The sequence below is a fragment of the Nocardiopsis nanhaiensis genome (assembly GCF_054778635.1).
The window spans coordinates 1-20932 of the sequence record NZ_BAAGZJ010000067.1; the positions used below are offsets into that span (position 1 = coordinate 1).

General features: G+C 66.2%; 34 protein-coding genes. 1 reads left to right on the plus strand and 33 read right to left on the minus strand.

The features are described from left to right. Positions 1-341: 341 nt before the first annotated feature. Positions 342-1370, plus strand: coding sequence for a hypothetical protein (locus ACYVD1_RS25550; protein ID WP_460777047.1), 1029 nt, complete (start codon positions 342-344; stop codon positions 1368-1370). Between the two features lie 108 nt (positions 1371-1478). On the opposite strand, the gene truA is transcribed toward ACYVD1_RS25550, so the two are convergent. The 33 genes from truA to tuf form a co-directional block, all read right to left on the minus strand. After that, positions 1479-2324 carry a tRNA pseudouridine(38-40) synthase TruA gene (truA, locus tag ACYVD1_RS25555; RefSeq protein ID WP_460777048.1) on the minus strand — a complete coding sequence of 282 codons (846 nt, stop codon included), beginning with the start codon at positions 2322-2324 and terminating at the stop codon, positions 1479-1481. Between the two features lie 124 nt (positions 2325-2448). After that, positions 2449-2997: a 50S ribosomal protein L17 gene (gene rplQ, locus ACYVD1_RS25560; protein WP_460777049.1), complete on the minus strand. Its 549-nt coding sequence runs from the start codon at positions 2995-2997 to the stop codon at positions 2449-2451. A gap of 66 nt (positions 2998-3063) precedes the next feature. Continuing rightward, positions 3064-4086: a DNA-directed RNA polymerase subunit alpha gene (locus ACYVD1_RS25565; protein WP_460747654.1), complete on the minus strand. Its 1023-nt coding sequence runs from the start codon at positions 4084-4086 to the stop codon at positions 3064-3066. Positions 4087-4267: 181 nt separating this feature from the next. Beyond that, positions 4268-4672: a 30S ribosomal protein S11 gene (rpsK, locus tag ACYVD1_RS25570; protein WP_013156138.1), complete on the minus strand. Its 405-nt coding sequence runs from the start codon at positions 4670-4672 to the stop codon at positions 4268-4270. Between the two features lie 69 nt (positions 4673-4741). After that, complete coding sequence (gene rpsM, locus ACYVD1_RS25575) at positions 4742-5119, minus strand: 30S ribosomal protein S13 (protein ID WP_460777050.1); 378 nt, start codon at positions 5117-5119, stop codon at positions 4742-4744. A 216-nt stretch (positions 5120-5335) separates the two neighbouring features. Further along, complete coding sequence (rpmJ, locus tag ACYVD1_RS25580; RefSeq protein ID WP_026117481.1) at positions 5336-5449, minus strand: 50S ribosomal protein L36; 114 nt, start codon at positions 5447-5449, stop codon at positions 5336-5338. A 54-nt stretch (positions 5450-5503) separates the two neighbouring features. Further along, positions 5504-5725, minus strand: a complete 222-nt coding sequence (gene infA / locus ACYVD1_RS25585; RefSeq protein ID WP_017578623.1) for a translation initiation factor IF-1 — start codon at positions 5723-5725, stop codon at positions 5504-5506. A 328-nt stretch (positions 5726-6053) separates the two neighbouring features. Beyond that, positions 6054-6509: a DUF1707 domain-containing protein gene (locus tag ACYVD1_RS25590; protein ID WP_460777051.1), complete on the minus strand. Its 456-nt coding sequence runs from the start codon at positions 6507-6509 to the stop codon at positions 6054-6056. Between the two features lie 77 nt (positions 6510-6586). Then, complete coding sequence (gene map / locus ACYVD1_RS25595; RefSeq protein ID WP_460777052.1) at positions 6587-7411, minus strand: type I methionyl aminopeptidase; 825 nt, start codon at positions 7409-7411, stop codon at positions 6587-6589. Positions 7412-7419: 8 nt separating this feature from the next. Beyond that, complete coding sequence (locus tag ACYVD1_RS25600) at positions 7420-8070, minus strand: adenylate kinase (RefSeq protein ID WP_460777053.1); 651 nt, start codon at positions 8068-8070, stop codon at positions 7420-7422. Next, entirely contained in the window at positions 8071-9384 is a 1314-nt protein-coding gene (gene secY / locus ACYVD1_RS25605) for a preprotein translocase subunit SecY (protein ID WP_460777054.1), read from the minus strand. It abuts the gene before it with no gap. Between the two features lie 283 nt (positions 9385-9667). Continuing rightward, entirely contained in the window at positions 9668-10132 is a 465-nt protein-coding gene (gene rplO, locus ACYVD1_RS25610; RefSeq protein WP_460747648.1) for a 50S ribosomal protein L15, read from the minus strand. Continuing rightward, positions 10129-10314 (minus strand): 50S ribosomal protein L30, encoded by a 186-nt coding sequence (rpmD, locus tag ACYVD1_RS25615; protein ID WP_460747647.1) that lies wholly within the window; start codon positions 10312-10314, stop codon positions 10129-10131. The genes rplO and rpmD overlap by 4 nt, the downstream gene beginning before the upstream one ends. A 2-nt stretch (positions 10315-10316) precedes the next feature. Then, positions 10317-10919 (minus strand): 30S ribosomal protein S5, encoded by a 603-nt coding sequence (gene rpsE / locus ACYVD1_RS25620; protein WP_460777055.1) that lies wholly within the window; start codon positions 10917-10919, stop codon positions 10317-10319. 51 nt (positions 10920-10970) lie between these two features. Further along, the gene (gene rplR / locus ACYVD1_RS25625) at positions 10971-11351 is read right to left on the minus strand and encodes a 50S ribosomal protein L18 (protein WP_460747645.1); all 381 of its coding nucleotides are present in this window, start codon (positions 11349-11351) and stop codon (positions 10971-10973) included. A 2-nt stretch (positions 11352-11353) separates the two neighbouring features. Next, the gene (rplF, locus tag ACYVD1_RS25630) at positions 11354-11890 is read right to left on the minus strand and encodes a 50S ribosomal protein L6 (RefSeq protein ID WP_460777056.1); all 537 of its coding nucleotides are present in this window, start codon (positions 11888-11890) and stop codon (positions 11354-11356) included. 18 nt (positions 11891-11908) lie between these two features. Next, positions 11909-12307, minus strand: coding sequence for a 30S ribosomal protein S8 (gene rpsH / locus ACYVD1_RS25635; RefSeq protein WP_460777057.1), 399 nt, complete (start codon positions 12305-12307; stop codon positions 11909-11911). A gap of 276 nt (positions 12308-12583) precedes the next feature. Beyond that, positions 12584-12769, minus strand: coding sequence for a type Z 30S ribosomal protein S14 (locus ACYVD1_RS25640; RefSeq protein ID WP_460777058.1), 186 nt, complete (start codon positions 12767-12769; stop codon positions 12584-12586). A gap of 13 nt (positions 12770-12782) precedes the next feature. Then, the gene (rplE, locus tag ACYVD1_RS25645) at positions 12783-13358 is read right to left on the minus strand and encodes a 50S ribosomal protein L5 (protein WP_460747641.1); all 576 of its coding nucleotides are present in this window, start codon (positions 13356-13358) and stop codon (positions 12783-12785) included. Beyond that, positions 13358-13663 (minus strand): 50S ribosomal protein L24, encoded by a 306-nt coding sequence (gene rplX / locus ACYVD1_RS25650; RefSeq protein WP_460747640.1) that lies wholly within the window; start codon positions 13661-13663, stop codon positions 13358-13360. The genes rplE and rplX overlap by 1 nt, the downstream gene beginning before the upstream one ends. A 3-nt stretch (positions 13664-13666) precedes the next feature. Next, positions 13667-14035 (minus strand): 50S ribosomal protein L14, encoded by a 369-nt coding sequence (gene rplN / locus ACYVD1_RS25655; RefSeq protein WP_460747639.1) that lies wholly within the window; start codon positions 14033-14035, stop codon positions 13667-13669. A gap of 104 nt (positions 14036-14139) precedes the next feature. Further along, positions 14140-14412 carry a 30S ribosomal protein S17 gene (gene rpsQ / locus ACYVD1_RS25660; RefSeq protein ID WP_460777059.1) on the minus strand — a complete coding sequence of 91 codons (273 nt, stop codon included), beginning with the start codon at positions 14410-14412 and terminating at the stop codon, positions 14140-14142. Next, positions 14409-14663 carry a 50S ribosomal protein L29 gene (gene rpmC / locus ACYVD1_RS25665; protein ID WP_460747636.1) on the minus strand — a complete coding sequence of 85 codons (255 nt, stop codon included), beginning with the start codon at positions 14661-14663 and terminating at the stop codon, positions 14409-14411. The genes rpsQ and rpmC overlap by 4 nt, the downstream gene beginning before the upstream one ends. After that, the gene (rplP, locus tag ACYVD1_RS25670) at positions 14663-15079 is read right to left on the minus strand and encodes a 50S ribosomal protein L16 (protein WP_460747635.1); all 417 of its coding nucleotides are present in this window, start codon (positions 15077-15079) and stop codon (positions 14663-14665) included. The genes rpmC and rplP overlap by 1 nt, the downstream gene beginning before the upstream one ends. Before the next feature lie 7 nt (positions 15080-15086). Beyond that, positions 15087-15875 (minus strand): 30S ribosomal protein S3, encoded by a 789-nt coding sequence (gene rpsC, locus ACYVD1_RS25675; RefSeq protein ID WP_460777060.1) that lies wholly within the window; start codon positions 15873-15875, stop codon positions 15087-15089. Then, positions 15875-16243 (minus strand): 50S ribosomal protein L22, encoded by a 369-nt coding sequence (gene rplV / locus ACYVD1_RS25680; RefSeq protein WP_460747633.1) that lies wholly within the window; start codon positions 16241-16243, stop codon positions 15875-15877. Before rplV ends, rpsC begins: the two co-directional genes overlap by 1 nt. Positions 16244-16317: 74 nt before the next feature. Continuing rightward, the gene (gene rpsS / locus ACYVD1_RS25685; protein ID WP_460747631.1) at positions 16318-16596 is read right to left on the minus strand and encodes a 30S ribosomal protein S19; all 279 of its coding nucleotides are present in this window, start codon (positions 16594-16596) and stop codon (positions 16318-16320) included. Between the two features lie 12 nt (positions 16597-16608). Continuing rightward, positions 16609-17448 carry a 50S ribosomal protein L2 gene (gene rplB, locus ACYVD1_RS25690; RefSeq protein WP_460777061.1) on the minus strand — a complete coding sequence of 280 codons (840 nt, stop codon included), beginning with the start codon at positions 17446-17448 and terminating at the stop codon, positions 16609-16611. Between the two features lie 58 nt (positions 17449-17506). After that, positions 17507-17797 (minus strand): 50S ribosomal protein L23, encoded by a 291-nt coding sequence (gene rplW, locus ACYVD1_RS25695; RefSeq protein WP_460747627.1) that lies wholly within the window; start codon positions 17795-17797, stop codon positions 17507-17509. Beyond that, on the minus strand, positions 17794-18465 hold the full coding sequence (rplD, locus tag ACYVD1_RS25700; RefSeq protein ID WP_460777062.1) for a 50S ribosomal protein L4: 672 nt from the start codon (positions 18463-18465) through the stop codon (positions 17794-17796). The genes rplW and rplD overlap by 4 nt, the downstream gene beginning before the upstream one ends. Before the next feature lie 3 nt (positions 18466-18468). Then, on the minus strand, positions 18469-19119 hold the full coding sequence (rplC, locus tag ACYVD1_RS25705) for a 50S ribosomal protein L3 (RefSeq protein WP_460747625.1): 651 nt from the start codon (positions 19117-19119) through the stop codon (positions 18469-18471). 12 nt (positions 19120-19131) lie between these two features. Next, positions 19132-19440 carry a 30S ribosomal protein S10 gene (rpsJ, locus tag ACYVD1_RS25710; protein ID WP_013156110.1) on the minus strand — a complete coding sequence of 103 codons (309 nt, stop codon included), beginning with the start codon at positions 19438-19440 and terminating at the stop codon, positions 19132-19134. Between the two features lie 254 nt (positions 19441-19694). Further along, on the minus strand, positions 19695-20888 hold the full coding sequence (gene tuf, locus ACYVD1_RS25715) for an elongation factor Tu (RefSeq protein WP_460747624.1): 1194 nt from the start codon (positions 20886-20888) through the stop codon (positions 19695-19697). Between the last annotated feature and the right edge of the window lie 44 nt (positions 20889-20932).

A 20932-nucleotide genomic window follows, 5' to 3' on the forward strand; every position in this document is an offset into this window, starting at 1 on the left:
CCGGTCGCCCTGGTGGCCCGGCCGGTGCCCCTGGGCCCCCCGGCGGCACCGGCGGCACCCACCCCAGCATGGGACATGTCACCCAGAACGGACCGCACGTCCCTCCCGGCACGCCCCTGCCTGGCCAGAACCCTCCCTCCGGCGCCCCGAACCCAGGCAGTCCGCAGAACGCTCCCGCCCCGCAGGGACGCCCGCCCCAGGCTCCCCCCGGACACCCCGGACACCCTGGTCAGCCCGGCCCGCAGGGACAACCGGGTCCACAGGGACGGCCTGGCCAGCCAGGCCCCCCCGCTATGGGGGCCCCTAGAGGCCCCGGCGGACCCTCTGGCGGCCAGCCGCCCATGAACCAGCAAGGACCTCCCCCGCCCAACGCCCTTCCCCCCGGAGTGCCCGGCGGCCCCGGAATGCCGCCGAACGGCCCCCCGCCCGGGAACCCCGGCGGCCCTCCGCCCCACGGCGGCCCGCCCAACCCCCAACACGGCCACCCGGCGCCCCCGCCGCCTCAGGAGGAGCCCGTCTTCCCCGCTGAGGCGATGGGCTCGACCCAGAACCTGCGGGCCGTTCCCGGCCCCGGCGCGAGCGCCGGTGAGCGCCCGCTGTACCGGGACGAGGTACCTGAGGACGCCGGAGCCGACACCGCGCAGTTCGAGGTCACGGGTGTCCAGGACTACGACGATTACGACGACTACGGGGACCCTTATCCCCCGCAGAACTCCAAGAAGCGCACCATCCTCATGGGCTCGCTCTTCACCGCCCTGCTGGTGGTGGCGGGCGGCGGCGCCTTCTTCTTCGCCAGCGGCGGCCTCGCCGACGGCGGCGCCAACGCCTCCACCGTCGGGGACGAGAGCGACGATCCGGGCGAACTGGCCCCGGACAGCCTGTTTCCCGAGCAGATCGACGTCGAGGGGCAGGGCTCGTTCAGCCGCGTGGCCATCGACGACATCGAGGACTGCGCCGCGGGCACACACGGCGACTACGGGCAGGTCCTCAGCGACAACGACTGCCGTCAGATGGTCCGCGCCTCGTACCTGAGCGAGGACGAGAACCACGCCGTGACCGTGGGTGTGGCGGCCATGCCCAGCGACTCCGAGGCCGAGGAGGCCATGGGAGCACAGGACCTGGTCGCCGCGCAGTGGTTCGCCGGCCTGCCCGGGGAAGAGGGCACCGCCGCCGAACGGCTCGGCTACTCCGGCGGCCACGGAAGCAGCGGCCAGTGGGGCCGCTACCTCCTCTTCTCCCTCTCCGCCAACAGCGACGGCAGCGGGGAGGAAGCCGAAGACGACGAAGAGGCCGACGCCACCGAGCTGCGCGACATCGGTGACGGCTTCATCGACTCCGCATACGACGCGCTCGCCGACGACCGCGCCTGAGGCGGAGCACCCGCTCCACGCGCACACACGAGGGACCGGAAGGGCGCCCGGATCGGAATCCGGGCGCCCTTCCGGCTGTGCCGGGTCAGAACCGATACCCCTGCCGACTCACTCCCGGTGCCCCTGGCACGGCAGCCCGCGTACTCGGCGGGTGAGGGAGGCGCGCTCCGCCACGTCCCCGTCGGCCGGGTAGCGCACCTCCTCCAGGCTCAGCCCCTGCGGACCGACCACGTGCACCGACGAGTCGCGCACCGCGGCCCCTAGGACCCTCCCCGGCCACTCGGCCTCGCGTCGCCCGTCCCCCACCGCCAAGAGGGCACCCACAAGGGCGCGCACCATGTTGTGGCAGAACGCGTCGGCCTGGATGGTGCCGGCGAGAAGGAACTCTTCCTCCCGGACCCACTCCAGCCGCAGCAGCTCCCGGATGGTGGTGGCACCCTCGCGCTTCTTGCAGAAGGCCGCGAAGTCGTGCTCTCCCAGCAGCAGCCGCGCGGCGCCGTTCATCCGGTCCGCGTCCAGCGGGTTGCGGTGCCACAGCACGTCCCTGCGGCGCAGCGGGTCAACACCGTAGGGAGCGTCGCTGACCCGGTACACGTAACGCCGGAACAGCGGCGAGAAGCGCGCGTCGAACCCGGGCGGGGCCAACCGGACACCGTTGACCCGGACGTCCTTCGGCAGCACCCCGGCCAGTCTCCGCAGAACCCGTTCCCCCTCGTTCTCCCAGGTCGTGAACGGAACGTCGACCTGGGCGACCTGGCCTCGGGCGTGTACCCCCGCGTCGGTGCGCCCGGCACACGTGACGGCGGCCTCCGGCAGCCGCAGCACCTTCGCCAGGGCCGACTCCAGCTCGCCCTGCACGGTGCGCCGAGCGGGCTGCCTGGCCCACCCGGAGAAGTCGGTGCCGTCGTAGGCGATGTCCAGCCGCAGCCGGACCGTAGTTTCCTTGTCGTCCATCCCCACCCCGATCAGTCCCCGGACGCGGCAGCGACGGGGCCGTCAAAACAAAGTGCCCGACCCCCGCAAGGGTCGGGCACTCCACGAGCGTGTCACCCGGGCCGCGGCCCGAGCATGATCCGCCCTACTTGTTCTCGGCGCTCTCCTCGGCGGCCTCGGTGGACTCCGTGGCGCTCTCCTCGGCGGCCTCGGTGGACTCCGTGGCGCTCTCCTCGGCCTTGGCCTCGGTGGACTCCGTGGCGGTCTCCTCGGCCTTGGCCTCGGTGGACTCCTCGGCCGGAGCCGCGGCAGCGGCGGCCGGAGCGGCGGGGGCGCTCATCGCCTCGACCAGCTCGATGATCGCCATCGGGGCGTTGTCGCCCTTGCGCGGACCGATCTTGGTGATCCGGGTGTAGCCACCGGGACGGTTCTCGAACCGCGGACCGATCTCGGTGAAGAGCTCGTGCACGACGGCCTTGTCCGTGATCTTGGTCAGCACCTGGCGACGGGCGTGCAGGTCGCCCCGCTTGCCGAGCGTGATGAGCTTCTCGGCGTACGGACGCAGGCGCTTGGCCTTGGCCTCAGTGGTGCGGATGCGGCCGTGCTCGAACAGCGAGGTGGCCAGGTTCGCCAGCATGTGCCGCTGGTGAGCGGGCCCGGAACCCAGACGGGCGCCCTTAGTAGGCGTGGGCATGGTGTCGTTCTCCTAGTGATGCGGTCCACGGCCACACTCGGCCGGAGACCTTTGGGCGACGAAGGTCTAGTACTGCTCCGTCTCGACGAAGGACTCGCCCTCGTCGTCCTCGGAGCCGAAGGAGTCGGCCGCGGTGCTGGGGTCGAATCCGGGCGGGGAGTCCTTCAGGGACAGTCCCATGTCGATGAGCTTCTGCTTGACCTCATCGATGGACTTGGCACCGAAGTTGCGGATGTCCAACAGGTCCTGCTCGGATCGGGCCACCAGCTCGCCAACGCTGTGGATGCCCTCACGCTTGAGGCAGTTGTAGGACCGGACCGTCAGGTTGAGGTCCTCGATCGGCAGCGCCAGGTCCGCCGCGAGCGCGGCGTCCGTCGGCGACGGGCCCATGTCGATGCCCTCGGCGTCGACGTTGAGCTCACGCGCCAGACCGAACAGCTCGACCAGGGTCTTGCCCGCGCTGGCCACAGCGTCACGGGGACGGATGGCCGGCTTGGTCTCGATGTCGACGATCAGGCGGTCGAAGTCGGTGCGCTGCTCGACTCGGGTGGCCTCGACCTTGTAGGTCACACGCAGTACCGGGGAGTAGATGGAGTCGATCGGGATCCGACCGATCTCCTGCCCCTGCTGCTTGTTCTGCGTCGCCGAGACGTAACCGCGGCCGCGCTCGACCGTCAGCTCCATCTCCAGCTTGCCCTTGCCGTTCAGCGTGGCGAGGTGAAGGTCGGGGTTGTGCACCTCGACACCGGCCGGCGGAGCGATGTCCGCGGCGGTCACCACACCGGGGCCCTGCTTGCGCAGGTACATCAGAACCGGCTCGTCGTGCTCGGAGCTGACGACCAGGCCCTTGAGATTGAGGATCATCTCGGTGACGTCCTCCTTGACCCCGGGCACGGTGGTGAACTCGTGCTCGACGCCCTCGATGCGGATGCTGGTCACAGCCGCACCGGGGATGGAGGACAGCAGGGTACGCCGAAGCGAGTTACCGATGGTGTAACCGAAACCCGGCTCCAGCGGCTCGATGACAAACCTCGAGCGCAGGTCCGAGACGACTTCCTCGGCGAGCGTGGGACGCTGTGCGATCAACATGGTCCGTGTTTTCCCTTCCACATGGCCGACCGCTATATGACGGCCACCGGACGGGCACCTCCGGATCGGCGGTGCCCTCTACTCGGATTCCTACCCTGCCCGCGCGTGCCCCATCCCGGGGCCACGCGGACAAGCACCCACGGAGCACCCGCGCGGTAGGAAGCGCGGGTGCCGGTGCGGATCAGACGCGGCGGCGCTTGGGCGGGCGGCAGCCGTTGTGCGGAACCGGGGTGACGTCCTGGATGGAACCCACCTCGAGGCCGGTCGCCTGCAGCGAACGGATGGCGGTCTCCCGGCCGGAACCCGGGCCCTTCACGAAGACGTCGACCTTGCGGACGCCGTGCTCCTGGGCGCGGCGGGCAGCGGCCTCGGCGGCCATCTGCGCGGCGTAGGGGGTGGACTTACGCGACCCCTTGAAGCCGACCTGTCCCGAGCTGGCCCACGAGATCACCGCACCGGTCGGGTCGGTGATGCTCACGATCGTGTTGTTGAACGTGCTCTTGATGTGAGCGTGCCCGTGGACAATGTTCTTCTTTTCCTTGCGGCGCACCTTGCGCGCGGCACCCTGACGGCCCTTAGGCGGCATGAGCGAAACTCCCAGAGATCATCGGTCCGTACGTTTCTTCTCGGACGCGGTTGGCTGGTCCGAGGCGGACTACTTCTTGGCCTTCTTCTTTCCGGCCACGGTCTTCTTCTTGCCCTTGCGGGTACGGGCGTTGGTCTGCGTACGCTGACCACGGACCGGGAGACCGCGGCGGTGACGGAAGCCCTGGTAGCTACCGATCTCCATCTTGCGACGGATGTCGGCCTGGACCTCGCGACGCAGGTCACCCTCGACCTGGTAGGTGGCGTCGATCCAGTCGCGCAGCTTGACCAGGTCCTCTTCGGACATCTGGTAGACGCGGGTGTTCCCGTCGACACCGGTTTCCTTCAGGGTTTCGATGGCGCGGGTGCGGCCAACCCCGAAAACATAAGTGAGAGCGATCTCCACCCGCTTGTCGCGGGGGAGGTCAACGCCGGCAATGCGTGCCATGTGGGCGAGACTCCATCCATACTTTTGCGGAGGTCTGACCCGTTCCATCCTCTCGTCGCCCAATCGACGAGGCCCCGGCCTCCGACCGGGGGTTCTCCCCCGCGCCCGTACGGGCGGCAGGAGATCGGAACAGGCTCTTGTTGTTACTCACCCGGCGGGAGGTGTCCTCCCTGCCGGGTCAAAGCTGTGCGGAAGCCGCGGAGCGTACCGGGGTCACTAACCCTGGCGCTGCTTGTGTCGCGGGTCCGAGCAAATGACCATGATCCGGCTGTTACGGCGGATCACGCGGCACTTCGCGCAGATCTTCTTCACGCTCGGCTTGACCTTCATGGTGACTCCGAACTCATCACATCACCAGTCTTGGGCCGTGCGGCCCCTGACGGGCTACTTGTAGCGGTAAACGATGCGCCCGCGCGTGAGGTCGTACGGGCTCAGCTCCACGACGACCCGGTCGTCGGGGAGAATACGGATGTAGTTCATCCGCATCTTGCCGCTGATGTGGGCAAGGACCGTGTGCTTGTTGTCGAGCTCTACCTTGAACATAGCGTTGGGTAGCGACTCGACAACGGAACCCTCGATCTCGATGGCGCCGTCTTTCTTCGCCATGTCCTCCACGCCTCGCTCATCAATTGGTTGATCATGACAACCCGACGCGACCCCAGTGGCCTCGCATGACACGAAGACTTCGGCGACCGCCGGTAGACCGGGTCGCCAAAGCCGAAACACACTGGAAGCTCGGGCCAACTGCAAGACAGGCGAACGTCGGTGAAATGACGTGGCACAAAGAAGGCAGACTGACCCAACAGCCCGCGTATGGGCAGTGCCAGTCTATCCCCTTCCGGCAAGTACTCCTAACCGAGAGGCGGAGAAGCCTACACCTTCCACACCGTCCGCCCGACGGAACGAACCGCACGGACCGCGGAACCGGCCGGGTTCAGCTCTGTTCGTCGCCTTGGCCGCGCTGGGCGAGGAGCACACCGAATGTGACCACTCCCATCAGGATCCCCCAGGGACCGAGCACCCACAGGAACCAAGGGTAGGAGGCGCCAGTCGTGAAGTAGACGATCAGCCAGATGAAGAAGCACAGGACGTTGACCCCGCCGTAGAGGACCCACGGCACCATCAGGGCCGGGTCCCGCAGGCGCAGCGGCACCGTACCGGCGCCGGAGTCCGTGGCGGCGGCCCGACCGACATCGGCCAGATCCCGCTCGGGCAGGTCGTTGGTGACCTCGGAGAGCTCTTCCACCGTCTTGGCCTTGTAGACCCCGCTGAGGCGCTGGGTGAACTCCTCGTGGTCGAGCCGCCCCTGAGCGAAGTGCTCCTGGAGCAGCTGCGCGACACGGTCGCGTTCGGAATCAGACGTTCGAATCGACGGCACCGGGTCGGACACTGCGCGCACCTCGCCTCTGAGTGGTCACCACCCCACTGCCCCGGTCGGTCACCGGTGGCGCGGGGGTGGGCCCGCCGTCACCAGGTCGGCTGGACGAACCCCATCTGCGAAATTTTATCGCGGTTCGACTCGCGTGCGGTCAACACCATCGGGCCATCCGCCGTGATCGCCACGGTGTGCTCGAAATGGGCGGCGCGGCGACCGTCCTTCGTGACCACGGTCCAACCGTCGTCGAGCTCCACGACGTGCTGCTTGCCGAGCGTGGTCATCGGCTCGATGGCCAGGCACATGCCCTCGACCAGCCGCATGCCGCGCCCGCGCTTGCCGTAGTTCAGGACGTGCGGGTCCATGTGCATCTCGGTACCGATGCCGTGGCCCCCGTACTCGCGCACGTTGCCGTAGCCGCCGTTGGCCGAGATGTGGCCGGCGATCGCGTAACCGATGTCCCCCAGGCGCTTGCCCGGGCGCATCTGCGCGATCCCCTGCCACATGGATTCCTCGCACACGCCCATCATCGTCAGGTCCTCGGACCTGCCCTCGCCGACCACGATGGTGACCGCGGAGTCACCGTGCCAGCCGTCGAGGATCGCACCGCAGTCGATGGAGACGATGTCGTTCTCGACCAGAACGCGCTCGGCGGTCGGGATTCCGTGAACGACCTCCTCGTTGACCGAGGCGCAGATCGATCCGGGGAATCCGTGGTAGCCCTTGAACGACGGGACGGCCCCGGCGTCCCGGATCACCTTCTCCGCGACCGCGTCCAACCCGAGGGTGGACGCCCCGGGCCGCACAGCGGCCCGGATGGCGTCCAGGGCGCGGGCCACGATCTGGCCCGCCGCCCTCATCTTGGCGATCTGTTCCGGCGTCTTGATCTGCACGCTCGGATCCGCCTTTCGAAACATCAGGCGGCCTACCGCTTCTCCGCGATGGCGGCCTTCGCGCGAGCCGTCACCTCGTCCACGGGACCCGTGGCCGAGATGGTGGCCAGCAGACCTTCGCCGGCGTAAAACTCGACCAGCGGAGCGGTCTGCTCGCGGTAGACCTTCAGGCGGTGCCGGATGGTCTCCTCACGGTCGTCGTCACGCTGGTACAGGTCGGCACCCTCGTTGTCGCACTTGCCCGTGCTCTGCGGGGCGTCGTACTCGACGTGGTAGACCCGACCGCACTCGGGGCAGGAACGGCGTCCCGAGAGGCGCTTGACGACCTCCTCCTCGTCGACCTTCAGCTCCAGGACGACGTCCAGGCCGCTGTCTAGGTCGACGAGCATCCCCTGGAGGGTCTCCGCCTGGGGGACGTTGCGGGGGAACCCGTCGAGCAGGAATCCCGTCTCCGCGTCGTCCTGGGCCAGACGGTCCTTGACCATGGCGTTCGTGACCTCGTCCGGGACGAGATCGCCGCGGTCCATGAACTCCTTGGCCTTCTTGCCGAGTTCGGTACCACCGCTGACGTTGGCCCGGAAGATGTCACCTGTGGACACCTTCGGGACCGACAGCTCTTCCGCGAGGATCTGGGCCTGAGTGCCTTTGCCGGCCCCAGGCGGCCCCACCAATACTGCACGCATTTATCGCAGAAAACCTTCGTAGTTCCTCTGCTGGAGGTGACTCTCGATCTGCTTCACCGTGTCCAGCCCGACACCGACCATGATCAGAATGCTCGTCCCGCCGAAGGGGAAGTTCATGTCGGCACCGGTGGCACCGAGAGCGACCATCGGCAGGAGAGCGATCACACCCAGGTAGAGAGAGCCGGGGGTCGTCAGCCGAGTCAACACGTAGTCGAGGTACTCGGCGGTCGGACGCCCTGGTCGGATACCCGGGATGAACCCACCGTACTTCTTCATGTTGTCGGCGACTTCAGTGGGGTTGAACGTAATGGCCACATAGAAGAACGCGAACCCGACGATCATGACGAAGAACGTCGCCATGTAGATGGGGTGAGTGCCCGTGAGGAAGTAGGTCTGGAAGAACTGGGCCACCGGGTGGGTGGAGTCCTGTCCCAGCAGACCGACGATCAGCTGCGGCAGGTACAGCAGCGACGAGGCGAAGATCACGGGGATGATGCCCGCCTGGTTGACCTTCAGGGGGATGTACGTGGAGCTGCCGCCGTACATCCGGCGGCCGACCATCCGCTTCGCGTACTGCACGGGGATGCGGCGCTGGGCCTGCTCCATGAACACCACCGCGGTGATCAGGGCCAGACCGGCGATGCAGATGATGGTGAAGATCCAGACCGAACGCTCCTCGTACAGACCCATGATCGAGGAGGGGAACATCGCGATGACCTGGGTGAAGATCAGCAGCGACATACCGTTGCCGACACCGCGCTCGGTGATCAGCTCACCCATCCACATGATGATCGCGGTGCCCGCGGTCATCACGAAGACGATCGTCACCATGGTGAGGATGTCCTGGTTGGGCATGTAGGTGGTCGAGGGGATCGAGTCCTGGAAAAGCGCGCCAGTGCGGGCCATGGCCACGATGGACGTGGCCTGCAGCACGGCGAGCATGAGGGTGAGATAGCGGGTGTACTGGGTGATCTTGCTCTGTCCGGACTGGCCCTCCTTCTTGAGGGCCTCCAGACGGGGGATCACCACCGTCAGCAGGTTGATGATGATGCTGGCGGTGATGTATGGCATCACCCCGAGCGCGAACACCGCGAGTTGCAGCAGCGCGCCACCGCTGAACAGGTTCACCAAAGCGTAGACACCGGACTGGTCCTGCGCGGTGATGAACTCCATCTGGTCCCGGATCGCCGCCGAGTCGATGCCCGGTGCGGGAATCACCGAACCCAGCCGGAAGATCGTCAGGATGAACAGTGTGAACAGCAGCTTATTGCGCAGGTCGGGCGTGCGGAATGCACGAACGAACGCACCTAGCACGTCTCCTCCTGCGCGGCTTCGGCGGCGGAACGGGTTCCAGACATCGCGGCCGATCCTGAATCGTCGTAGAACGTCAGCACCGGACCTGTCGCCCGGTGCTCGGAAGTCTTCACATTACGTCAAGCGGGGAACTCAAACAGACGGCACTGTAACAGTGATCACTCGACGGGCGGGTTCGTGAGGCATAACGATCGACACTCACCAACACGTGAGGGCGCCCGCCAGCCGGTCCTTCAAAGACCTGCTGAGCGGACGCCCCCCAGTATTCATCGTAGGGAGAACCCTACAGCTCGGTGACGGTGCCACCGGCGGCGGTGATCTTCTCCCGAGCGGAGCCGGAGAACGCGTTCGCGCTCACCTGCACGGCGACGGTGATCTCACCGGTGCCCAGCACCTTGACGAGCTGGTTCTTGCGAACCGCGCCCTTGGCGACCAGGCCCTCGACAGTGACCTCGCCACCCTCGGGGTAGAGCTCGCTCAGCTTGTCCAGGTTGACGACCTGGTAGTGCGTCTTGAACCGGGCGTTGCTGAAGCCCTTGAGCTTCGGGATCCGGCGGATGAGGGGCATCTGCCCACCCTCGAAGCCGGGACGCACGGTGTTACGAGCCTTCGTGCCCTTCATGCCGCGACCAGCGGTCTTACCCTTGGTAGCCTCGCCGCGGCCCTTGCGGGTCTTGGCCTTGTTGCTACCCGGAGCAGGACGCAGGTGGTGCAGCTTGAGCGGCTCGTCGGGGTTGTAGTCGCTCATTCTGCGACCTCCTCGACAGTGACGAGGTGCGAGACGATCGTGATCTGCCCGCGAACCTCAGGGCGGTCCTCGCGGACAGTGGACTTACCGATCCGGCCCAGGCCCAGCGACTGGAGAGTAGCGCGCTGCTTCTCAACGCCGCCGATCTTGGAACCGGTCTGCGTGATCTTGATCTTGGCCATGATCAGGCTCCTGCCTTCGCCTCAGAGCGAGCGCGCAGCATGGCAGCCGGGGCCACATCCTCGAGCGGGAGGCCGCGGCGGGCCGCGATCTCCTCAGGCTGGTTGAGGCCCTTGAGCGCCGCCACCGTGGCGTGCACGATGTTCAGCGGGTTGGACGAGCCGAGCGACTTGCTCAGGATGTCGTGAATGCCGGCGCACTCCAGGACGGCGCGCACGGGACCACCGGCGATCACACCGGTACCCGGGGCGGCCGGACGCAGCAGGACGACGCCCGCGGCTTCCTCACCCTGGACTCGGTGCGTGATCGTGCCCTGGATGCGGGGGACGCGGAAGAAGTTCTTCTTCGCCTCCTCGACACCCTTGGCGATCGCGGACGGAACTTCCTTGGCCTTGCCGTAACCGACACCGACCATGCCGTTGCCGTCGCCGACGACGACGAGAGCCGTGAAGGAGAAGCGACGGCCGCCCTTGACGACCTTCGCGACCCGGTTGATGGTCACGACCTTCTCGATGTAGGAGACACCCTTGTCTGCGGCGCCGCCGCGGCGATCGTCACGGCGATCACGCCGCTCGCCACCGGCGCCGCGCCGCGGTGCTGCAGCCATCAGTGATTCCTCTTCTCGTGCTTGTTCTTGGCCAGTACTGAGGTCATCGAACTAGAACTCCAGCCCACCCTCGCGCGCCGCATCGGCGAGCTTGGCAATACGACCGGCGTAACGGTTACCACCACGGTCGAAGACGACCGCGGAGATACCGGCGTCCTTCGCGCGCTGCGCGACGAGCTCACCGACCTTGACGGACTTGTCGGACTTGGTGCCGTCGGCACCACGCACGTCCGCCTCGACAGTGGAGGCGGCGACCAGGGTGTGACCCTTGGTGTCGTCAATGACCTGCGCGACGATGTGCTTGGAGGAGCGGAACACGGCCAGACGCGGACGCTCGCTCGTGCCCACGACCTTCTTGCGGACGCGGAACTGCCGGCGCTTGCGCGAGGTGGTGGCCTTCGCGGTGCGCTTACGGCTCACGGTGATGCCCATGCCTACTTACCAGCCTTTCCGGCCTTGCGGCGGATGTGCTCACCCTTGTACCGCACGCCCTTGGCCTTGTACGGGTCAGGCTTGCGCAGACCGCGGATGTTCGCGGCGACCTGGCCCACCAGCTGCTTGTCGATGCCCTCGACGTGGAGGATCGTCGGCTTCTCCACGCGGAACGTGATGCCCTCCGGGGGCTCCACGACGACCGGGTGGCTGTAGCCCAGCGAGAACTCCAGGTTCGCGCCGCGGGCCTGGACGCGGTAACCCACACCGTGGATCTCCAGCGTCTTGGTGTAGCCCTTGGAGACACCCTCGACGAGGTTGGCGATCAGCGCACGGTTCAGACCGTGCAGCGACCGGTTCTCCGGCTTGTCATCGGGACGCGCCACCGTGAGGATCCCGTCCTCGAAGGCGGCGGTGATCGGCTCGGTAATCGTGTGCTTCAGGTCGCCCTTCGGCCCCTTGACAGTGACGTCTTGCCCGTTAATCGTGACTTCGACGCCCTTGGGGACCGAGAGCGGCAGTCGACCGATTCGCGACATGCTTTTCGTCTCTCCCTATTACCAGACGTAAGCGAGGACTTCGCCGCCCACGCCACGCTTCTTGGCCTGCTTGTCGGTCATCAGGCCACCGGACGTCGAAATGATCGCCACACCGAGGCCACCCAGCACGCGCGGGAGGTTCTCCTTCTTGGCGTACACCCGGAGACCGGGCTTGGAGACCCGGCGGATGCCCGCGATCGAACGCTCACGGGTGGGGCCGTACTTCAGGTCGAGGACGAGGCTCTGGCCCACAGGGGCCTCCTCGCTCCGCCAACCCTCGATGAACCCCTCCTGCTGGAGGATCTCGGCGATGTGCGCCTTGATCTTGGAATACGGCATCGTCACGGTGTCGTGGAACGCCGAATTCGCGTTACGCAGACGCGTCAGCATGTCTGCGATCGGGTCGGTCATCGTCATGGCCGACTGGCCCTTCCTCACCGCGGTTTCCGAGTGCGGGCCTTCCCAGAGCCTGCGTACCTCGGGGTTACCCCCGGGCACTGCACAAACGGACCTACAGCGTGGTCGTGGGCACCGCGGTCCCTCGCGGGACTGCCGTGCCCTGTTGAATGGATGTCGCGGGCCCGTGTACCGCCTTCTACAGGCAGCCACGGATTCCGCGGAAAAGCCACCAGACGGTGGCAGTTCGGGGGGCCGATCGCGCTAGGACGCGCTCCTGATCGGCCCCACCGGAAACTACCAGCTCGACTTGGTGATACCGGGCAGCTCGCCCTTGTGCGCCATGTCACGGAAGCAGATTCGGCACAGGCCGAACTTCCGGAAGACGGCGCGCGAACGGCCGCACCGAGAGCATCGAGTATACGCGCGAACGCCGAACTTCGGCTTCCGCTGCGACTTGGCAATCAGGGACTTCTTCGCCATCTGTGGTTACCCCTCAGGCTTCCTTGAACGGGAAACCGAGCCGCTTGAGCAGGCTGCGGCCCTGGTCGTCGGTGGTGGCCGTGGTGACAACCGTGATGTCCATCCCACGCTGCCGGTCGACCTTGTCCGGGTCCACCTCGTGGAACATGACCTGCTCGGTCAGGCCGAAGGTGTAGTTGCCGTTCCCGTCGAACTGCTTCGGGGAAAGGCCACGGAAGTCCCGGATCCGGGGCAGAGCCAGGGAGAGCAGCCGGTCGGCGAACTCCCACATGCGGTCGCCGCGCAGCGTGACGCTGGCGCCGATCGGCATGCCCTCGCGCAGCTTGAACTGCGCGATGGAGTTCTTCGCCCGGTTGACCTTGGGCTTCTGGCCGGTGATCGCCGTGAGATCGGCGATCGCGCCCTGGATCAGCTTCGCGTCACGAGCCGCCTCGCCCACGCCCATGTTGATCACGATCTTCGTCAGACCGGGGATCTGCATGACGTTGGCGATGTCGAACTCGTCCTTGAGCCCCGCAGCGATCTCGTTGCGGTACTTCTCCTTGAGCCGCGGCATCGGAGGTGCGGTGATGTCGTTGGTAACCGTCATCAGATGTCCTTACCGGTGCGGCGGGAGACCCGAACCTTGGTTCCGTCTTCCTCGAAGCGGTAGCCGACCCGGGATGCCTTGCCGTCCTCCGCGAGCGCAACATTGCTCACGTGGATGGGGGCCTCCTTGGTGACGACCTCGCCCTGCTGGCCGCCCGCCGGGTTGGCCTTCCTGTGCTTCTTGACCAGGTTGACGCCCTCGACGACGACACGGTCTTCCTTCGGCATGGCCTTGACGACCTTGCCGGTGGCACCCTTGTCCTTGCCGGCGAGAACGATGACCTCGTCGCCAGATTTGATCTTCATCGCTTAGAGCACCTCCGGCGCCAGCGAAATGATGCGCATGTACTTCTTGTCACGCAGCTCACGGCCGACCGGGCCGAAGATGCGGGTGCCTCGCGGGTCCCCACCGTCCTTGATGAGCACGGCAGCGTTCTCATCGAAGCGGATGTAGGAGCCGTCGGGCCGGCGGCGCTCCTTAGCGGTGCGCACGATAACGGCCTTGACGACGTCGCCCTTCTTGACTCCAGCGCCAGGCAGGGCGTCCTTCACCGTGGCGACGATGGTGTCACCAACCCCGGCGTAGCGCCGACCCGAGCCACCGAGAACACGGATGGTAAGGATCTCCTTGGCACCCGTGTTGTCGGCGACCTTGAGTCGCGACTCCTGCTGAATCACGTCTGCTCCTGATGTGATGCGTGCGGTCCACTGCCGCACGGCTAGGTGGTCTCACCCCTCGCGTCGGCGGCCGACAACCAGTGTCGGCCGCCAACAGGCCGGGGTTACTTAGCCTTCTCCAGGATCTCCACGACGCGCCAACGCTTCGTCGCGGAGAGCGGACGGGTCTCCATCATGCTGACCCGGTCACCGACACCAGCGGAGTTCGCCTCGTCGTGCACCTTGTACTTGGTCGTCCGACGGATGACCTTGCCGTACAGAGCGTGCTTGACGCGGTCCTCAACCTCGACAACGACGGTCTTGTCCATCTTGTCGCTGACGACGTAGCCCTCACGCGTCTTGCGGTAGTTGCGCGCTGCGGTCTGGTTCTCACTCATTCGGCTGCTTCCTTCGTCTCCTCAGCCGACTCACCAGACAGCGGGACGATGCCCAGCTCGTGCTCGCGCATGACCGTGTAGATCCGCGCGATCTCGCGCTTGACAGTGCGCAGACGGCTGTGGTTGTCGAGCTGGCCGGTGGCGGCCTGGAAGCGGAGGTTGAAGAGCTCTTCCTTGGCTTCCTTGAGCTTCGTGACCAGGTCCTCGAGGGACTGGTCGCGCAGCTCGTGGGCAGTCACGGACTTCGCCACTACTCCCACACCTCCCGCTTAACAAACTTGCACTTCATCGGGAGCTTGTGCATCGCACGGCGCAGGGCCTCCTTGGCCACGGCCTCGGGCACGCCCGACAGCTCGAACATCACACGCCCGGGCTTGACCGGCGCGACCCACCACTCGGGCGAACCCTTACCGGAACCCATGCGGACCTCGGCGGGCTTCTTCGTCAGCGGGCGGTCCGGGAAGATGTTGATCCACACCTTGCCGCCACGCTTGATGTGACGCGTCATGGCAATACGAGCGGACTCGATCTGCCGGTTCGTCACGTACGCCGACTCGAGAGCCTGGATGCCGTACTCACCGAAGTTGACGGTCGTGCCGCCCTTGGCCTTGCCACGCAGGTCCGGGTGGTGCTGCTTGCGGTACTTAACCTTGCGAGGAATAAGCACTGGTCAGTCAGCTCCCCTCGGTCTTCGGGGCCTCGGCCGAAGCACCGGCCTTGGCCTCAGTGTTGGCGCCGCCGGCGGCGCCACCGCGGCGACGACGCTGCGGGCGCTCACGGCGCTGACCGCCACCGGCGGTGCGCTGAGCGGCCTGGGCAGCCTCGCGCTCGGCGCGGGTCACCGGGGCGTCGCCCTTGTAGATCCACACCTTCACGCCGATGCGGCCGAACGTCGTACGGGCCTCGAAGAAGCCGTAGTCGATGTCGGCGCGCAGCGTGTGCAGCGGGACGCGACCCTCGCGGTAGAACTCCGAGCGGGACATCTCAGCCCCACCCAGACGGCCACCGCACTGGATACGGATGCCCTTGGCTCCGCCCTTCATGGCGCTCTGCATGGCCTTGCGCATCGCGCGGCGGAAGGCCACGCGGCTGCTCAGCTGCTCAGCGACGCCCTGGGCGACAAGCTGCGCGTCGATCTCCGGGTTCTTGACCTCGAAGACGTTCAGCTGCACCTGCTTGCCGGTCAGCTTCTCCAGGTCCGTACGGATCCGGTCGGCCTCAACGCCGCGGCGGCCGATGACGATGCCCGGCCGGGCGGTGTAGACGTCCACGCGGACACGGTCACGGGTGCGCTCGATCTCGACCTTGGAGATGCCCGCACGCTCCATGCCACGGGTCAGCATCCGACGGATCGCGACGTCTTCCTTGACGTAGTCCTTATAGGACTTGTCGGCGTACCACCGGCTCTTGAAGTCAGTGCTGATACCGAGACGGAACCCGTGCGGGTTTACCTTCTGCCCCACTATCGGGTCCTTTCCTTCGTCTTGGACGAGGCGCCCGAGTTCTCAGCGACGACCACGGTGATGTGGCTCGTGCGCTTCGTGACCCGGAAAGCCCGGCCGAAGCCTCGCGGACGAATGCGCTTCAGGGTCGGACCCTCGTCCACCCAGACGCGCTCGACCACCAGAGTCTCGCGGTCCAGCTTGTCGTTGTGCTCGGCGTTGGCCATGGCGCTAGCCAGAACCTTGCCAACGGGCTCGCTCGCCGACTGGGGAGCGAACCGGAGCACCGCCTGTGCCTCGTCAGCGGGCAACCCGCGAATAAGGTCCGCCACCCGGCGAGCCTTCCGGGGCGTAACGCGGACGAACCGCGCCTGTGCCCTCGTTCCCATCGCTTTTCCCTCGCTCACGGAAATTCATCTCCACTCACCGTGGAGAAAGTGGTTCTTAACAACTGCTGCAACCGCTAACGGCGGCTACGGCGGTCTTCCTTGACGTGGCTGCGGAAAGTACGCGTGGGAGCGAACTCACCGAGCTTGTGGCCGACCATCGACTCCGACACGAACACCGGAACGTGCTTGCGGCCGTCGTGGACGGCGATCGTGTGACCGATCATCTCCGGGACGATCATGGATCGCCGGGACCACGTCTTGATGACGTTCTTGGTCTTCTTCTCGTTCTGGACTTCCACCTTCTTGATGAGGTGGTCGTCGACGAAGGGACCCTTCTTAAGGCTACGTGGCATCAGACGTGCTCCTTACCGCTTCTTCTTACCGCTACGCCGACGCCGCACGATCAGCTTGTTGCTGGCCTTCTTCTTGCTCCGGGTCCGGCCTTCCTTCTGGCCCCAAGGGCTCACCGGGTGACGGCCACCGGAGCTCTTACCCTCACCACCACCGTGCGGGTGGTCGATGGGGTTCATCACGACACCGCGGACGGTCGGGCGCTTGCCCTTCCACCGGGAGCGGCCGGCCTTGCCCCAGCGGATGTTGGACTGCTCGGCGTTGCCGACCTGACCAACCGTCGCGCGGCAGGAGACCTCGACCATGCGCATCTCACCGGAGGGCATACGCAGCGTGGCGTAACGGCCTTCCTTGGCGAGGAGCTGGATCTGCGACCCGGCGGAACGGCCCAGCTTGGCGCCACCGCCCGGCTTCAGCTCGACCGCGTGCACGAACGTACCCGTGGGGATGTTGCGCAGCGGGAGGCAGTTGCCCGGCTTGATGTCGGACTGGGACCCGTTCTCGACCCGGTCACCCTGCTTGAGGCCGGCGGGCGCCAGGATGTAGCGCTTCTCACCGTCCAAGTAGTGCAGCAGGGCGATGCGGGCGGTGCGGTTGGGGTCGTACTCGATGTGAGCAACCTTGGCCGGCACGCCGTCCTTGTCGTGACGACGGAAGTCGATCACGCGGTAGGCGCGCTTGTGGCCACCACCCTGGTGACGGGTGGTGATCCGGCCGTGGCCGTTACGACCGCCCTTGGAGTGAAGCGGACGGACCAGGGACTTCTCCGGCTCCGAGCGCGTGATCTCGACAAAGTCGCTCACGCTGGAGCCGCGACGACCCGGCGTCGTCGGCTTGTGCTTACGAATGCCCATCTTCTTCGCGCATTCCTTTACGTATTGCTTGACGTGTAGCGGTCAGACCCGGAAAAGGTCAGACACCGAAGATGTCGATCCGCTGGCCGTCGGCCACGCTGACAATCGCTCGCTTGGTGTCGGGACGCTTCCCGAAGCCGAAACGGGTCCGCTTGCGCTTACCCTTCCGGTTGATCGTGTTCACGTTCGTGACCTTCACCTCGAAGATCTTCTCGATCGCGATCTTGATCTGGGTCTTGTTGGCTTCGGGCCGGACGATGAACGTGTACTTGTTCTCGTCCATGAGCCCGTAGCTCTTCTCGGAGATCACCGGCTCGACGATGATGTCGCGGTGGTCAGCGATCCTCACTGGTCGTCCTCCTCGGACTCAGCGGCCTTAGAGGTACCAGCCGCGTGGGCCAGGAACTCGGCGTAGCCCGCCTCGGTGAAGACCACGTCGTCCGAGTACAGGACGTCGTAGGTGTTCACCTGGTCCGCGTCGAGGATGTGCACCTCTTCGAGGTTCCGCAGGGCGCGCCGGTTGTGCTCGTCCTCGCGGGCCAGGACGACGAGAACCTTGTCGGACTCGGTCACCTGGCGCAGCGCCTTCAGAGCGGTCTGCGTGAACTTGCCGTCCGTGTCCTCGGCCACGAAGTGGCTGACGACGTGGATACGGCCGTGGTTGGCCCGGTCGGAGAGGGCTCCGCGCAGGGCGGCGGCCTTCATCTTCTTCGGGGTCCGCTGGGAGTAGTCACGCGGCTGGGGACCGTGAACGGTGCCACCACCGGTGTACTGCGGGGCGCGGATCGAGCCCTGACGGGCGCGACCGGTCCCCTTCTGGCGGTAGGGCTTCTTGCCACCGCCGCGGACTTCGCCGCGGGTCTTGGTGGCGTGGGTGCCCTGCCGGCCAGCTGCCAGCTGGCCGTTCACGACCTGGTGGATCAGCGGAATGCTGACCTGCTGGGCGAAGACGGTCTCGGGGAGCTCCACGCTGCCCTTGGAGTCGCCTTCAGGGTTCTTGACCTCGATCTGGGCCATGACTTACTTGTCCCCCTTCACAGCGGTGCGGACGAGCACCAGACCGCCGTTGGGACCGGGCACAGCACCCTTGACCAGGATGATGCCCTTCTCCGAGTCCACGGAGTGGACGGTCAGGTTCTGGATGGTCTTGCGCACGTTGCCCATGCGCCCGGCCATCCTCATGCCCTTGAAAACGCGGCCGGGCGTCGCGCAACCGCCGATGGCGCCCGGGGTGCGGTGCGTCTTGTGCGTACCGTGCGAGGCGGACATACCACTGAAACCGTGGCGCTTCATCACACCGGCGAAGCCCTTGCCCTTGCTCTTGCCCGTGACGTCGACCTTCTGGCCGTCCTCGAACGAGGCCGCGTCGACTTCCTGACCGAGCTGGTACTCGGAGGCGTCAGTGGTGCGCACCTCGACGTAGTGGCGGCGCGGGGTCAGGTCGTTCGCGCGCAGGTAGTCGCCGAGGGGCTTGTTGACCTTGCGCGGATTGATCTGCCCGTAGCCGAGCTGGATGGCGGAGTAGCCATCGGAGTCCGGAGTCCGGATGCGGCTCACGACGCACGGACCGGCCTTCAGGACGGTGACGGGAACCATCTTGCCCGCGTCGTCGAAGACCTGGGTCATGCCGAGCTTTTCGCCCAGAACTCCCTTGATCTGCTTGGTGGCCATGTCTGTGCGTCCTTAAAGCTTGATCTCGATGTCAACGCCAGCCGGGAGGTCGAGCCGCATAAGCGAGTCGACCGTCTTCGGCGTGGGGTCGATGATGTCGATCAGCCGCTTGTGGGTGCGCATCTCGAAGTGCTCGCGCGAATCCTTGTACTTGTGCGGCGATCGGATGACGCAGTAAACGTTTTTCTCCGTCGGCAGCGGCACCGGGCCCGCGACCTGTGCGCCAGTTCGCGTCACAGTCTCAACGATCTTGCGCGCCGAGCTGTCGATGACCTCGTGGTCATAGGCCTTTAGCCGAATGCGGATCTTCTGTCCCGCCATGTGGCCTGTTCGTCCTTCGCTTCAGTGTCCGTAACGGTGAGCTGTCCCGGTCACAGACGCCCAGGCCCGTCGGCGAATCCGCCGGCGTGTTGGCCGTGAGCCCCTATTTCCTTGAGAAACCGCAACAGGGCTTGCCCCTGCGGTGCGTCACCGTCACAGAGCCCGATGACGTCTTTTCTGTGTGGTGGGCGGGCCGCCGTGAAGCGGCCCACCCACCACGTCGGGGCGGCTCTGGTGCCACCCCAACGTGCGTGCTACTTGAGGATCTTCGTGACGCGACCCGCGCCCACGGTCCGGCCGCCCTCACGGATGGCGAACTTGAGGCCCTCTTCCATCGCGACCGGCTGGATCAGGTTGACGGTCATCGCGGTGGAGTCACCGGGCATGACCATCTCCGTGCCCTCCGGCAGCGTCACGACGCCGGTGACGTCAGTGGTGCGGAAGTAGAACTGCGGACGGTAGTTGTTGAAGAAGGGCGTGTGCCGGCCACCCTCGTCCTTGGACAGGATGACGACCTGGCCCTCGAAGTCGGTGTGCGGGGTGGTCGTGCCGGGCTTGATCACGACCTGGCCGCGCTCGACGTCCTCGCGCTTGATGCCGCGCAGGAGCAGACCGACGTTGTCGCCAGCCTGACCGTTGTCGAGCAGCTTGCGGAACATCTCAACACCGGTGACGGTGGTGGTCTGCTTGTCTTCCTTGATGCCGACGATGTCAACGGTCTCGCTGACGTTGACGACGCCGCGCTCGATGCGACCGGTGACGACGGTGCCGCGACCGGTGATCGAGAAGACGTCCTCGATCGGCATGAGGAAGGGCTTGTCGGTGTCGCGCTCCGGCTCCGGAATGAAGGAGTCGACGGTGCCCATGAGCTCGAGGATGGCGTTCTTCCAGGTCTCCTCGCCCTCGAGCGCCTTCAGCGCCGAGACCTTGGTGACCGGGACGTCGTCGCCGGGGAACTCGTACTCGCTGAGCAGCTCACGGACCTCGAGCTCGACGAGCTCGAAGATCTCGTCGTCGTCCACCATGTCGGCCTTGTTCAGGGCGACGACGATGGCGGGGACGCCGACCTGGCGGGCCAGGAGCACGTGCTCCTTGGTCTGCGGCATCGGGCCGTCGGTGGCGGCCACGACCAGGATCGCGCCGTCCATCTGCGCGGCACCGGTGATCATGTTCTTGACATAGTCAGCGTGGCCGGGGCAGTCGACGTGAGCGTAGTGGCGCTCCTGCGTCTGGTACTCGACGTGAGCCACGGAGATGGTGATACCGCGCTCGCGCTCCTCAGGAGCGTTGTCGATGTCCTCAAACGGGGTGAACGGGTTCAGCTCCGGGTACGCGTCGTGCAGCACCTTGGTGATGGCCGCGGTCAGCGTGGTCTTGCCGTGGTCAATGTGACCGATGGTGCCGATGTTGACGTGCGGCTTAGTCCGCTCGAACTTTTCCTTCGCCACTGGAAGTCTCCTAGACGTACAGAACTATTTGACTGTGGTGTAAC

Excerpts from the sequence above, each read along its gene's own strand:
- rpsQ (WP_460777059.1), bottom strand. The coding sequence starts at position 14,412 with ATGAGTGAGAACCAGACCGCAGCGCGCAACTACCGCAAGACGCGTGAG.
- rplB (WP_460777061.1), bottom strand. The coding sequence starts at position 17,448 with ATGGGCATTCGTAAGCACAAGCCGACGACGCCGGGTCGTCGCGGCTCC.
- rpsM (WP_460777050.1), bottom strand. The coding sequence starts at position 5,119 with ATGGCACGCATTGCCGGCGTTGACCTCCCCCGCGACAAGCGGGTGGAG.
- rpmD (WP_460747647.1), bottom strand. The coding sequence starts at position 10,314 with ATGGCCAAGATCAAGATCACGCAGACCGGTTCCAAGATCGGCGGCGTT.
- infA (WP_017578623.1), bottom strand. The coding sequence starts at position 5,725 with ATGGCGAAGAAAGACGGCGCCATCGAGATCGAGGGTTCCGTTGTCGAG.
- rplF (WP_460777056.1), bottom strand. The coding sequence starts at position 11,890 with ATGTCGCGAATCGGTCGACTGCCGCTCTCGGTCCCCAAGGGCGTCGAA.
- rpsJ (WP_013156110.1), bottom strand. The coding sequence starts at position 19,440 with ATGGCGGGACAGAAGATCCGCATTCGGCTAAAGGCCTATGACCACGAG.
- rplD (WP_460777062.1), bottom strand. The coding sequence starts at position 18,465 with ATGGCCCAGATCGAGGTCAAGAACCCTGAAGGCGACTCCAAGGGCAGC.
- ACYVD1_RS25550 (WP_460777047.1), top strand. The coding sequence starts at position 342 with ATGAACCAGCAAGGACCTCCCCCGCCCAACGCCCTTCCCCCCGGAGTG.
- rpsH (WP_460777057.1), bottom strand. The coding sequence starts at position 12,307 with ATGACGATGACCGACCCGATCGCAGACATGCTGACGCGTCTGCGTAAC.
- rplE (WP_460747641.1), bottom strand. The coding sequence starts at position 13,358 with ATGACGGTTACCAACGACATCACCGCACCTCCGATGCCGCGGCTCAAG.
- rpsS (WP_460747631.1), bottom strand. The coding sequence starts at position 16,596 with ATGCCACGTAGCCTTAAGAAGGGTCCCTTCGTCGACGACCACCTCATC.
- ACYVD1_RS25600 (WP_460777053.1), bottom strand. The coding sequence starts at position 8,070 with ATGCGTGCAGTATTGGTGGGGCCGCCTGGGGCCGGCAAAGGCACTCAG.
- map (WP_460777052.1), bottom strand. The coding sequence starts at position 7,411 with ATGTTTCGAAAGGCGGATCCGAGCGTGCAGATCAAGACGCCGGAACAG.
- rpmJ (WP_026117481.1), bottom strand. The coding sequence starts at position 5,449 with ATGAAGGTCAAGCCGAGCGTGAAGAAGATCTGCGCGAAGTGCCGCGTG.
- rpsK (WP_013156138.1), bottom strand. The coding sequence starts at position 4,672 with ATGCCGCCTAAGGGCCGTCAGGGTGCCGCGCGCAAGGTGCGCCGCAAG.
- rplO (WP_460747648.1), bottom strand. The coding sequence starts at position 10,132 with ATGAGCGACTACAACCCCGACGAGCCGCTCAAGCTGCACCACCTGCGT.
- ACYVD1_RS25640 (WP_460777058.1), bottom strand. The coding sequence starts at position 12,769 with ATGGCGAAGAAGTCCCTGATTGCCAAGTCGCAGCGGAAGCCGAAGTTC.
- rplR (WP_460747645.1), bottom strand. The coding sequence starts at position 11,351 with ATGGGCATCACCGTGAGCCGTAAGCGCACCGCGAAGGCCACCACCTCG.
- ACYVD1_RS25565 (WP_460747654.1), bottom strand. The coding sequence starts at position 4,086 with ATGTTGATCGCACAGCGTCCCACGCTCGCCGAGGAAGTCGTCTCGGAC.
- rpsE (WP_460777055.1), bottom strand. The coding sequence starts at position 10,919 with ATGGCTGCAGCACCGCGGCGCGGCGCCGGTGGCGAGCGGCGTGATCGC.
- truA (WP_460777048.1), bottom strand. The coding sequence starts at position 2,324 with ATGGACGACAAGGAAACTACGGTCCGGCTGCGGCTGGACATCGCCTAC.
- rplV (WP_460747633.1), bottom strand. The coding sequence starts at position 16,243 with ATGGGAACGAGGGCACAGGCGCGGTTCGTCCGCGTTACGCCCCGGAAG.
- rplQ (WP_460777049.1), bottom strand. The coding sequence starts at position 2,997 with ATGCCCACGCCTACTAAGGGCGCCCGTCTGGGTTCCGGGCCCGCTCAC.
- rplC (WP_460747625.1), bottom strand. The coding sequence starts at position 19,119 with ATGGCCACCAAGCAGATCAAGGGAGTTCTGGGCGAAAAGCTCGGCATG.
- rplX (WP_460747640.1), bottom strand. The coding sequence starts at position 13,663 with ATGAAGATCAAATCTGGCGACGAGGTCATCGTTCTCGCCGGCAAGGAC.